Here is a 12400-nt window from a genome sequence, read left to right as displayed (position 1 = left end):
TAAAAATAAATTAGAGTAGTATTTTTTCATTATAAATTTTTAGTTTCACTCAATAATCATAAGCTGGATAGGTTACACTTAATTAGACAGTAAAAACTCGGACATGATATAATAAATGAAATTGAATTGGAGGATTATCATGTCTAATAGAGGAAAAAGATATACCAAAGAATTTAAAAAGCAAATAGTGGAACTGATAAATAATGGGAAAGGACCTACAGAAATAGTAAGAGAGTATAATATAGCTAGATCTACTGTGAATAAATGGGTTAAAGATTATAACAGCTCAGGATCCTTTAAAGCAAAGGATAATCGAACTGATGAAGAAAATGAACTAATTAAATTACGCAAAGAAAATCAAAAGCTTAAGATGGAGAATGATATTTTAAAGCAAGCGGAGCTGATAATGGGACGAAAGTAGCCATTATCAAGGCTAATAAAGATAAGTACAGTATCAGCGCCATGTGCAAGATATTAAAAATAAATAGGAGCCTTGTTTACTACGAGCCTAAAGAAAAATCCTGTGATAGTAAGCTAGAAAATGAGATTATAACTATCTTTAAGAATAGCAGAAATAATTATGGTACTAGAAAAATAAAGAAAAAATTAGATAAGAAAGGATATCAGGTTTCTAGGAGAAGAATTGGGCGTATTATGAGAAAGTATGGCTTAGTATCTAGTTATACAGTGAAACAATATAAGATTCATACATCAAAGTGTAATGAGGAAAAGGTTAAAAATATAGTTAATAGGGAGTTTGATAGGGAGAAAACTTTAGAGGTAGTAGTAAGCGATTTAACCTATGTAAATGTTAAAGGTAAGTGGAATTATATATGTATATTATTAGATCTTTATAATCGTGAAATTATTGGTTATGCTGCTGGTAAGAATAAGGATGCAGATCTTGTTTATAAAGCATTTACAAGGATCCAATATCCCCTAGAAGATATTGAAATATTACATACTGATAGAGGGAATGAATTTAAAAATAAATTGATAGATGGTTTGTTAACTACATTTAATATAAATCGTTCCTTAAGTAAAAAGGGTTGTCCTTATGATAATGCAGTAGCAGAGGCTGCTTTTAAGGTTGTTAAAACGGAGTTCGCTTTTAATAGAATATTTGGAAGCTTTGAGGAGCTTGAATATTTATTATTTGATTATGTCAACTGGTATAATAACCATAGGATTCATGGTTCCTTAGATTACCTTACACCTGTGGACTATAGAATATTAATGTCCGACAAAAAAGTGTATTAAAAAGGGTTGACAATCCAAGCTCTTTATGTCCGACTATGATAAATATCTAATTGAACTTGAAGAGCAAGAAAAGAATGCAGATGAGAATTGAGAAAAATAGAATAGTAGTAATAAAGCGCGGGATAGTTTTAGGAAATATGTGAAAAGAAATTTTAAATTTTATTGGAGAAACCTGTTAAAAATTTTTAAATTTCAAACTATAATGAAGACGTTTCAAATTGAAACCTCTTTTTTGTAGTGAGCCTAGCGTGGATGTAAACTAGTACAAAAAAATCAGCTAGTAACTTATCAGAAAATATAAAGCAACAGAAAAAGAGAATGGCAACTTAATGTAGGGTTTCAACGGACCAACTGGAATAGTTATCAAGCTATGAAGCACAGATTAATTATTACACCACTTATACTAATGTCCATACTGATTACGAGGTGGCAGGAATATATGCAAATGAAGGTATATCGGGGATGAACACCAAAAAACACCAAAAAGAGAGATCAGTTTAATAGAATGATTAAGGACTGTAAGGCTGGAAAAATAGATATGATAATCACAAAATCCATATCAAGGTTTGCGAGAAACACTTTGGACTGTCTTAATTACGTGAGGATGCTAAAAGAATTTGGAGTTAGCAAGAATATAGGATTGAAAAAATGGAGTAATAGCTTGATAAGTTAGTAGTATGTTTATATAATGTATATCAAATAGGATTTTATGAAATAAAAAGAGTAAGTGTTTAGAATTGGGAATTAGAAGTACAGCGAAAGCAATCATTGTTAATAAGAACAAAGTACTATTAAATAAGTGTTATGATGAGTATAATGGAGAATATTACTCATTACCTGGTGGTAGACAAGATACATATGAAACACTACATGAAGCAGTAGTTAGAGAATGCCTTGAAGAAACAGGATATTGTGTTATACCAAAGAGATTTGCAGGATTATGTGAAGAAATATGTGAAAATTCTAAAACAAGTGAGTTTTATCCAAAATATGTTCATAAAATGTATCATATTTTTATATGTGAATTAGTTGATGACATTGTAAAAAAACCAATAGAAATTGATGAAATGCAAGTTAGTAGTGAATGGGTTAATATAGAACATTTATATAAAATTTGCTTATTACCTAATGTATTGAATAAAAATATTACTAAAATGATTAGAAGTCCCATTCCTATGTTTTTAGGTTCTGAATATATTCAATATAATCATGGTTGAATTATAATAAGTTGAGAAAAGGGGTCGGGTTTGAAATATTTACTTTTAAAAAAGGGGGGGTGGATCCATTAATTATAGATGAAAAGAAAGTTGTTGGTAGATAGATGGAATAATAATTGATAAAAGTAGTAAAAATTCATCCAATATTTATTAGTATAAAAATGTAAAATAGTGATTACAGGTTTTTAGATTACAATATATAAGAAAGGGGAATAAAAATGACTGAAGAAAATAAAAAAACATTTAGAAAGATTCATGAAAATTATAATTATATGAATCGAATGATAGTAGAAGAATTAGAAATTGCTTCACAGCATAGTACTTTAACAGGAGATTATAGAGAGCAGACATGGCTGGAGCTATTTAGACGTATTATACCTAAAAAATATTCACTAGCACAAGGAGTGATGATTATTGATTCTTGTGGGCATATTTCAAAAGAAGTAGATATTGTTGCATATGATGAACAATATACACCATATATCTTTCAATATAATACTTCAAAATTTATACCTATAGAAGCGGTTGCAATTGTAGTTGAATGTAAAAGTACTAGTTGGAATAATGAAAAATTAAAAAATTGGTCAGATGCTATTGAAAAATTAAAGCCTAAGGCTTCTGGCATTGCAAGGATGGCTAATGGCTATACCTGTGGAATAACAAATGAAACGCAAAAGCAAACAAGACCGATAAAAATTTTAGCTACTATGAAACAAGTTAAAGAAGAAGAAACCTTAGAAAATATAAAAGATACTTTTGCGTATTATTTTGATTTTATCATTGCAGGGAAAGTAGATGGAGATAATGAAAACAAGAAGCTAGAAATACTTATAAAGAACGAAGAAAAGTCTTTAGGATGGTGGGGAAGAAGATTAAATGAGATAGAATATCAAGCATTTGATAAAGAAGTTTTGAAAATACAAAATATGCAGAAATATAAAAATAAGGAACGTAATAAAGATGGTTGTACTGAATTAAATTTTGATGAGAATAATTGTCTGAAAAATACTTTGAAAGATTTGGAAGTTAAGAATAATCCCTTACTTTCTTTAAACTTACAATTAAATCAATTACTGATGCTTTTAAATAATCCTATGCTATTTCCTCATTTTGCATATGCTGAAACTTTTAAAAAAATTATTAGTGATAGTGAAGAGGAACAAGGGAGGAAATAAATATGGCTGTTTATGTATATATAGACGTATCTCAAAAACAAGAATACATATATAAAAATAGTAAGCTTATTGACAATCTCTATAATTCTTTCATTATAAAATCGATCACTGAAAACTTACACGAGAATAATATGTCTTCAGAATCAGGAAATATTATATCTTTATGCAATTATTTAGAAAAAGAATTTAACAATAAATATAGATTTATATATTCCGGTGGTGGAAATAGTATTATTCGATTTGAGGATTTGGAGAACGCTACTAAATTTGTAAAAGGATATTCTTTTGAAATATTAAAGAATTATCCTGATTTGGAATTATATATTAGTTTAGTAGATGAGAAAGAAGTACAGGTATATGAAAATAATAAAGATATGCTAATTAGAGAATTATTAATACAAAGATCAGATGAACTAAAGGATAAGCGAAAATCTAAGTTTAAAAGGTGGACATATGGAATAGAGAAAATAGAAGAAAACGGTAGAGCTATAGAAATAGTTTCTGAAAACCAAATGAGGCAGAGGAAACAGAAGAAAAGTTCAGAAGAAAGATTAGTTAGAAAATATCTATTTAATAAATTTGAAGATAAATTAAATGATACAGCTATAATTACAAAAGAATTATATAAATATAAGAAAGATGAAAATGGCAAGAGTTATATTGGAGTAATTTCAATTGATGGAAATAAGATGGGAGAAATGGTAAAAAAGATTACTAATTTTGAGGAATTAAGAAAATTCAGCAGAGCAATAGATGAAATATATTTTAGTGCTATTGTTAAGGCGTTAAAGGAATATAAGGAAAAAATAAACGCCACTTCTTTACTTCTTACGCCTGTTTTACAGGCAGGAGATGATATTTGCTTAATTGTTGAAGCAGAACATGCTATTGAAATTACTGCTAATATTATTAAAAAAATAGAACAAATATCACAAGATAGCAATAATAAAAGTGATTGGAATAAATTTATTGAAGCTGACTATTTAACAGCGTGTGGAGGAGTAGCAATTGTAAGATATACTTATCCTTTTTTTGAATCAATAAAAATTGCAGAAAAACTCTGTCATAGAGCTAAAGAAGTTACTTATTTAGTTGAAACAAGATCAGGTCAAAGACAACGAAATTCATTTATAGACTGGGAAATAGTTCAAAGTCATGTAAATACGGGAATTGAATATGAAACATATATAAAGCATAATAATCTGAAAGAAAATTATCATATTAAACCTCTATGTATTGATCAAAATGAACCAGTAGAAGATAATATTTTTAGATATGATGATTTTTATAATATGATAAGAAAAATTCAAAGCGAAAAAGAAATAAATATTAGTACTTCGTTTTTGGAAGAATTAAAAAAGCAGATTTATAATGGAATTAATCAATATAAATTATTTCTTGATATGAATAAAAAGGAAAAGGGATCTTTAGGGGGATTAATTATGGCAATATTTGGCGATGGTAAAAGTGAGAAGAATGTATGCTATGAATATATGCTTTATTGTGATAAGTCAACATATACATATATTCTGAATGATGTTTTGGAGACACTACCATTTATGATAAACCTGGAGGCAAATTAATATGGGAAAAATAAATATTTATAAAATTGAAATAGAAATCTGCAGTGAAGCTATTTTTACCAGTGGAGAAAAAGAGCAAAATCTTGTTGAATCAAGGGCACAGACAGATCAATATGGATTTGTTTACTTTCATGCTAAAACTTTAAAAGGACAGCTTAAGAGGCAAGCATTTTGGTTATTAAAACAATATGTGAATATGAATAAGGACTTAGCCGTTTCTTTTTATGATTCAATTATTAAACTTTTTGGAATTAATTATATAGAAGCAAAAAATATTAAGGATAAATATGGACTAGAACTTTCAGGAGAGTCACAACGATCTGGTTTGATGAGATTGAGCAATTTGGAGCTTGATGAAAAATTGAGAAATTATTTTATTGCATTTCAAAAAGAAGATGAATCTAATAAATACTATCGAATCTCTCCACATGATTTAATAGAAGCTCAAACTAATATTCGTACAGGTATTCAATTAAAGGATGGAGTGGTAAAAGACAAAATGTTTCATACCTTTCATACTGTTAGAAAAGGACTTGTATTTTATTCAACTGTATTTTTTGAAGAAGATTTATCAGATTCTGTTGTTGAAGACTTAGTTAGAATTGTTTATTCTTTTAGAAGAATTGGAGCCGGAATCCATAGGGGTAGAGGAGAAATTAAATCACGTTTACTCGTGGAAGGGTCAGAAATTTATCATAAATTTATGGATATAGGGGGAAATTAAAATGTATTATTATAGAATTATAGAAATTAAAAATTTAGAGCCCCTTAAAATCGGATCAAAAGGAAATCAAAGTACGTATAGTGAACCTACAACAGAACATATACCAGGTTCTACTATTCGAGGAGCTATTATTGGAGAATTAATTCGCTTAAAACTATTTAATGATAAAACAAAGGATAATATCTTATTAAATATGGAATGTTACAATGCTTATCCATATTTTAATGGTTCGTTTTATCTACCCAAGCCTCTGCATTTGCGTACTGATAAACACAAATGGCGTAAAGCGAAAGCAAATGGACAATCAAAGTTGAAGTTAGCCAATTTATTTGAAGAAAAAGATGCAGGGAAAAATCAATTAGAATATTCTTTTGTGAGTATAAAAGATAATATGCTTTTGGGAAGAAAAATAGATAAAGAATATAGATTACACCATTTTACATATAAATCTAGTCCGCAAAACAAGGAACAGGAAAATATATTTAGATATCAAGCTATTTCATCAGAGAATAGCTTTAAGGCAATAATCAGATATAAACAAGAATTAGAAAAATATATGAAAACCTTATTTAAAGAAAACCGAATTCTTTACCTTGGAGGTTCTAAAGGTTCTGGATATGGGAAAAGTAAAATAACTGCAACACGGTTAATGAAAGAATTTAAAGAAGTTAAAGAGGAATTGGGTATAAATTCTTATTATGAAAATAAGAGAAAGGAAATAGTCATTACATGTCTTTCAGATTGTTTATTTAGGAATGAGTTTGGACAACCTATCAATCACATTTCTGAAAATTACCTATCTGAATTAATATGTAAAGGTGCAAAGTTAGAAAAACAATTTATTCAGACAGGAGAAACACAAGGATATAACACCACTTGGAAAGCTAGATATCCCAAGGAGACAACGATAAAGGCAGGCTCCATATTGAAATATGTATTTGAAGAAGAATTAACAAACGATGAAATGTCAACATTAATAGATTCATTAGAGGGGAAACTTCTAGGAAATCGTGTTCAGGATGGCTATGGATGGCTAGGAGTAAATATTAAATATCCAGGAGAAATATTCATAGGCGAAGATAAGATTAATAATAAAGAGGTTGAAGGTCAATTAATTGATTTAGATAATTTGATAGAGGATTGTAAGGTAAAGCAAACTTTTGATATCCTTATATCAGGAATGAATGAAGCAAAAGAACGTTGGTTAAGAACATTTTATAGTTTAATTAAAGACGCAGAAAATACTGAAGAAAGACTTACTATTTCAAAGGATTTAAATAAAAACCAACTAAGAAATATGGAGTATTTAATTGAACAATTTTTAGGACTTGGAAAAGGAGAAATTGAAAATAATATTATTTTAGATCGGTTTTATGCAAATGATAATAAGGTTTTTTCCTTAAATGGATGTAATTTTAAATTAATTTGGGAATTTTTAAATGGACGTGATAATGAAATGCTAACGCGATTTGCTAATACTAAATTAAGTTCTCAACGAGGTAGGTTGTTTTATTTTAAAACAAATCAAGATTCAAGAAAATTTATTGCAGAGTTGTTGAAAACAGCCCTGCATATTGAACGTATGAGGGGGAACTAAGATGAATTATGGGTATAATAAATTAATAATATATGAATTTAAAATTGAAGCTGTTTCCTCCATATATTTCGGTGCTAGCAATAAGGGGGAGCTAATTAAAGATTCTAAAAACAATCCTATTCTATTTGGAAATTCCATAGGGGGAGCTTTAAGAAATTACTTAGAAGAATCTGAGGTTTCACAAGATATTATATATAAATATTTGGGTGGTAATCAAAATGAGAAATTTTTAGAAAGTATAATATATATTAGTGACGGAGAAATTAATCCAACTGATAAGATTCATACTAAAGAAGGTACGAGAATCAATCATACTTCAGGCAGTGCTGAAAAAAATCATAAATACACCATAGAGTATTTATCTAAAGGAAGCACAATTATTTTTAAAGTTGAATGTGAAGTAGAGGATAAATGTAGTGAAGAAATATTTAACAAGATAATAGGAACTTTGCAAAAAGGTTTCAAAAATGAACGAATTAAATTAGGGGGACAACAAAATAATGGATTTGGGGAATTTAAATTAAATGAATTAAGACGAATGGAGCATACATTTAACACTCAAAATGATTTAGATGAATATATTTTTTCATCAAATGAGATGGATTCTAAACTCGTTGAAGAAGGCTTACCAAGTTATGAAAACAAGGGAAAGAATCAAATAAATTTTTCCTTAAAAGGTAAATTCCCATATGGAATATATCAGGGCTTTCGATATGATAAAAATGGACAATTAACAGGTTTACAGAAGTTAGAAGATAAATATTATTTGCCAGCTACCAGTTTTAAAGGATTGGTAAAAAACGAAATTAGAATTTTATTAAGTAAATTTTTACAAAATGAAAGTAATATATCAAAAAAATTAGATGAAATATTTGGAGATCAAAAAAGCAAAGGCAAGATACTTTTTTCAGATATTGTATTGGAAAATTCGGGAATAATTAAGACTAAAAGATTTAATAAAGATAGTGGAGAGAAAATTTCAGAGGAATCAATTTATATAAAAGTAGATAGATTAACGGGAGATACTATTGATGGAGCAATGAGAAAGCAAGTAGAAGTTTATGGTAATGCTACTTTAGAATGTAAATTAATGGATTGTGACCAAGATGAGAATCCATATATATTTCCGTTGATATATGTATTTAAAAGAATTGGAGAGGGCATAGTTCCATTAGGAGGTAGAACATCAATAGGATTAGGTCAATTTTATGGAACAAAATTGAAACTCTCTGAGTCAATAAAAGATACTTTTATAATAAATGAACTAAGTTCAGAGCAGATTGAAAAAATAAAAGAATATTATAACTTCTTTGAAAGTTGGTGTCGTCAGTGAAAAATTTAGTTTTAGATTCATTATACTCGATTATAGATAAAAGTAGTTTTAGTAATAAATATTATTATATTGCTCATTTATTAGATAGAGTCTTATTAGGTCAAAGTAATGATGATAAATATAATATACTTATACAAGCAATTAAGGATGAGAGAGTACTTGAACTCCATCTATTCAATGAAGAAAAGGAGATTTTTGTTTCCAGAGTAGATGGACAATATATTCAATACAAACCTTTATTACATCAAGAACAATCTAAAGAAAAACCCGTAATTACCCGATACTATAAGCTAATTCATAATTCAAAGATTAGATATACAGCGCTGAAGGTTAAAGAATATATATCTTACGATGAAGATAGCCATATGGCTTATGTAGATAAAACGGTGTTGCATTCACTCATAGAGGAGGGAAAGAATGAATAAAAATAAGAAGAATACTAATAATGATAAACCAAAATATGTAACCTTACCCTATGATTTTATTTCATTTCCCCGAAAATGGATTCCATATAGCGCTGTCAGAAAGTTAGATGGTCTACCAAGACATGATTATAGGAAACAGTTAAATGGGTGTATTAAATATAGGATTATTCCTAAATCTGATTTAGCTGTAGAAATAAAGGAAGGTGAAGGGAATAGTTTTTTTCTTGCAGGAAGTCAAATGAGGGGAAGAGTAAGAATGAATACAGAAATATTGAGTCAAAGTTATCCGCATTTTATCAATGATGCCCCCATATTATTTAGAGATATAGCTGGCGATTTAAGAAAGGAGTACAATAAAAAATTAGGAATTAAAGAAGGAATAGAAAAATCTATTAAAGTAGGATTTCTAAGAAAAGATGGAGAAAGATTTTACGTTATTCCTGCACAGAAATATTCATCAGATAAATTTTTTACTTCCATTAAAGAACATAGAATAGTGAATATGGGTATTAAAATCAATAGAGGAGAATCAATGCTATATGATGTAAAAAATAGTGGAGAAAAATTTAAACAAATTAATAAAATTCAAAAGGATATTGATAAATTAAGTAATGAAATAAGTAAATTAAGAGAAGAGTTAAAAGAAGAACTATCTGTCATTCAGAAGGATATTGATGGAATATTTATAAAAAAATTCAGTTTCCATAAGAGAATAGGAAAAATAATTAAAAAAAATAACTTTAATGAAGAATTAGAGAAAATAAGTAGTCAATTACTTGTAGAATTAAAAAACATAAGAAAAAATTCAGAAAAGGAATTGCTCAAAAAATCAAAAAATGTAAGCAGTGAATTACTTGAAAAAGTAAAAAACATAAGGAATGAAAAGCTTGAAATATTCTTTTCAAAAATGACTGAAAGATGGAAGCTTAAAGTAAAAATTCATAAGATTTATAGTGAAATGAGAAAAAATAGCAAAAATTTGCCATATCAAAGAGAGGTTTTTTATAAAGAAAATAGTAATGGAGGAATATGTAAGATTGCATTTAATGACAATAGGGGAGAATTTCCTTCAAAGGGATATTTATTTAATTCAACAAATGCTAGCTCAAAACGAAGTCATTACTTCATAAAAAAATCAGAACAGGGGAATGCGGGTTTTATTGTGCCGCAAAATGTTATTGAAGGGTATAAACAAAATATTAAGAAATTTCGATATACTAGTAAAAATAATGAAGTAAAGGACTTTTATGATATATTTGATGATGAGAAGTATAAAAAACTTATAAAGAAGAACCCTGAAGGTCTTATTGTATTTTTTATTACAGAAAAAGATGATAAATCTATAAAAATGATAGGGCGTACCCCTTATTTTAAGGTTCCATATAATCGTTCAATAACGGATATCCTTGAAGTAAATGGAAAAAGTACAATTGGTTATGCAGATGCCCTATTTGGTTTTACATCAAATGAAAGTAAAGAATTAGAGGATGATGAAATTAATCTAACTCGTGAAAAAGGCCAAAATAATGCAATTGAAAGTTATAAATCACGGTTACGTTTTTCATCTATTGATATTAAAGGGGAATTTAATTATAAATTTGAGGAGTTTTTGCTTCCTAGTCCATTTGCCAGTGCAAATGCTATGTATCTTGAACAATTAGAAGAAAATAAACTTTCAACTTATAATGATAAAACATCTAAATTAAATGGATATAAATATTATCATATTTTGGACAAGGTTGAGAAGAGTAAAAAGGAACCTGAAAGTATGTTAAGTACTAAGGGGGTAATTAAAAATGATGAAGAAGATATTTATTTGGAAGGAAAAATATATTTTAATAATCTATTTCCTGATGAATTAGGTTTACTGTTACTTAGCTTAGATATAAAACAAATTTTAAAGTCGAAAGAGTATAGAGAATGTATAGGAGAAAATGGGATTAATATTGAAAATAGTTTTGAGCAAATTGGTGGTGCAAAGCCCTATGGATATGGAAAAGTGAAAGTAGAAATTATGGATCTATGTATTGAGAAAAAAGATATTTCCTTTGAATCATTAATACTTGATCCAATGGAAAAACAAAGTAACAGAAGCGAGTATGTAGATGCGTATATTACTAAAATGAAAGAAGTATGTGAAAAAAATTATTTTAATTATTTAAGACGTTATATAAAAAGCAAGCAGGAAAAGGATAGAAATGAAACATCAAATTGGGATTGTAATGAAACTAATCCTATAGTAGTTAATTGGTATAATTTAGATGAAAAAATAAAAAAAAGGAAAGGGTATCCCAAGGAATGGAGATTTTTGAAGAGGAAGTAGCTTTGTTAATAAAGATAAGAGAAACTTTTATGAAAAAAAATTAATTAACTCAAATTGATCGGTTAGAGAAATAAAAAAATGAGGTTATTTTTTAATGATGACTTGTGTAATTAGAAAGGTAGAGAATTAATTTCCAGATTTGTCTAATCTAAAAACAAGAATTTGATTTTAGATTATGGTGATGATAAATCTCCTGTATTTGATGTAAAATAAGTTCTACTAAGGCAATAAATTGCCAAGTGAGTCACTTAAAAACAAGCAGCGCTGATAATGGGACGAGAGTAGCCATTATTAAGACTAATAATGAAAAGTACAGTATCAGCGCCATGTGTAAAGTATTAAATATATCTAGAAGTCTTGTTTATTATACCCCAGCAGAAAAATCATCTGATAGTGAATTAGAAAATAAGATTATGACTATATTTAAAAACAGTAAAAATAACTATGGAACAAGAAAAATTAAATATGAATTAAGTAAAAAGGGCTACCGAGTTTCTAGAAAAAAATTAGCTATATTATGAAAAAATATGGCTTAGTATATAATTATACAGTTAAGTAATATAAAGTTCATACTTCAAAATGTAATGAAGAGAAAATTGATAATATCGTCGATAGAGAATTTACTAGAGAAAAAACTTTAGATGTAGTAGTAAGTGATTTAATCTATGTAAATGTTAAGGGAAAATGGAATTATATATGGATATTATTGGATTTATATAATCGTGAAATTATTGGGTATGCTGCTGGTAAAAACAAAGATGCT

The 12400-nt window shown here is 28.0% G+C and carries 9 protein-coding genes and 2 pseudogenes; all 11 read left to right on the top strand.

What is annotated here, in order from left to right; genetic code table 11:
- The first annotated feature begins 139 nt into the window (after positions 1 to 139).
- Positions 140 to 1260 (top strand): IS3 family transposase gene (locus GOQ29_RS01845; RefSeq protein ID WP_203370860.1). Its coding sequence is split into 2 segments (ribosomal slippage): positions 140 to 386 and positions 386 to 1260, totalling 1122 coding nucleotides; the frame shifts between segments, so codons are not numbered across the junction.
- Between the two features lie 490 nt (positions 1261 to 1750).
- Positions 1751 to 1933, top strand: a pseudogene (locus tag GOQ29_RS15190) (recombinase family protein); the annotation flags it as partial.
- A 64-nt stretch (positions 1934 to 1997) separates the two neighbouring features.
- A complete protein-coding gene (locus tag GOQ29_RS01835) occupies positions 1998 to 2477 on the top strand; it encodes an NUDIX domain-containing protein (RefSeq protein ID WP_203370858.1) in 480 nt (159 codons plus the stop codon).
- Between the two features lie 218 nt (positions 2478 to 2695).
- Positions 2696 to 3652: a DUF6602 domain-containing protein gene (locus GOQ29_RS01830; protein ID WP_203370856.1), complete on the top strand. Its 957-nt coding sequence runs from the start codon at positions 2696 to 2698 to the stop codon at positions 3650 to 3652.
- 2 nt (positions 3653 to 3654) lie between these two features.
- Entirely contained in the window at positions 3655 to 5235 is a 1581-nt protein-coding gene (locus tag GOQ29_RS01825; RefSeq protein WP_203370854.1) for a Cas10/Cmr2 second palm domain-containing protein, read from the top strand.
- 1 nt (position 5236) lies between these two features.
- Positions 5237 to 5959, top strand: a complete 723-nt coding sequence (locus GOQ29_RS01820) for an RAMP superfamily CRISPR-associated protein (RefSeq protein WP_203370852.1) — start codon at positions 5237 to 5239, stop codon at positions 5957 to 5959.
- Between the two features lies 1 nt (position 5960).
- Positions 5961 to 7556 (top strand): RAMP superfamily CRISPR-associated protein, encoded by a 1596-nt coding sequence (locus GOQ29_RS01815; protein ID WP_203370850.1) that lies wholly within the window; start codon positions 5961 to 5963, stop codon positions 7554 to 7556.
- A gap of 1 nt (position 7557) precedes the next feature.
- Positions 7558 to 8889: an RAMP superfamily CRISPR-associated protein gene (locus tag GOQ29_RS01810; protein WP_203370848.1), complete on the top strand. Its 1332-nt coding sequence runs from the start codon at positions 7558 to 7560 to the stop codon at positions 8887 to 8889.
- Positions 8886 to 9314 (top strand): hypothetical protein, encoded by a 429-nt coding sequence (locus GOQ29_RS01805; RefSeq protein ID WP_203370846.1) that lies wholly within the window; start codon positions 8886 to 8888, stop codon positions 9312 to 9314. The genes GOQ29_RS01810 and GOQ29_RS01805 overlap by 4 nt, the downstream gene beginning before the upstream one ends.
- Entirely contained in the window at positions 9307 to 11637 is a 2331-nt protein-coding gene (locus GOQ29_RS01800; protein WP_203370844.1) for a hypothetical protein, read from the top strand. The genes GOQ29_RS01805 and GOQ29_RS01800 overlap by 8 nt, the downstream gene beginning before the upstream one ends.
- A gap of 248 nt (positions 11638 to 11885) precedes the next feature.
- A pseudogene (locus tag GOQ29_RS14525) lies at positions 11886 to 12400 on the top strand (IS3 family transposase); the annotation flags it as partial.

It is taken from the genome of Anaeromonas gelatinilytica (assembly GCF_016820635.1).
Classification (GTDB): domain Bacteria; phylum Bacillota; class Clostridia; order Tissierellales; family SIT17; genus Anaeromonas; species Anaeromonas gelatinilytica.
Note: the sequence above shows the minus strand (reverse complement) of the source record. Positions and strands in the feature narration are given on the sequence as shown.

What these genes read in the sequence shown, in the direction of transcription:
- GOQ29_RS01830 (WP_203370856.1), top strand. Translation starts at nt 2,696, where the DNA reads ATGACTGAAGAAAATAAAAAAACATTTAGAAAGATTCATGAAAATTAT.
- GOQ29_RS01825 (WP_203370854.1), top strand. Translation starts at nt 3,655, where the DNA reads ATGGCTGTTTATGTATATATAGACGTATCTCAAAAACAAGAATACATA.
- GOQ29_RS01820 (WP_203370852.1), top strand. Translation starts at nt 5,237, where the DNA reads ATGGGAAAAATAAATATTTATAAAATTGAAATAGAAATCTGCAGTGAA.
- GOQ29_RS01800 (WP_203370844.1), top strand. Translation starts at nt 9,307, where the DNA reads ATGAATAAAAATAAGAAGAATACTAATAATGATAAACCAAAATATGTA.
- GOQ29_RS01815 (WP_203370850.1), top strand. Translation starts at nt 5,961, where the DNA reads ATGTATTATTATAGAATTATAGAAATTAAAAATTTAGAGCCCCTTAAA.
- GOQ29_RS01810 (WP_203370848.1), top strand. Translation starts at nt 7,558, where the DNA reads ATGAATTATGGGTATAATAAATTAATAATATATGAATTTAAAATTGAA.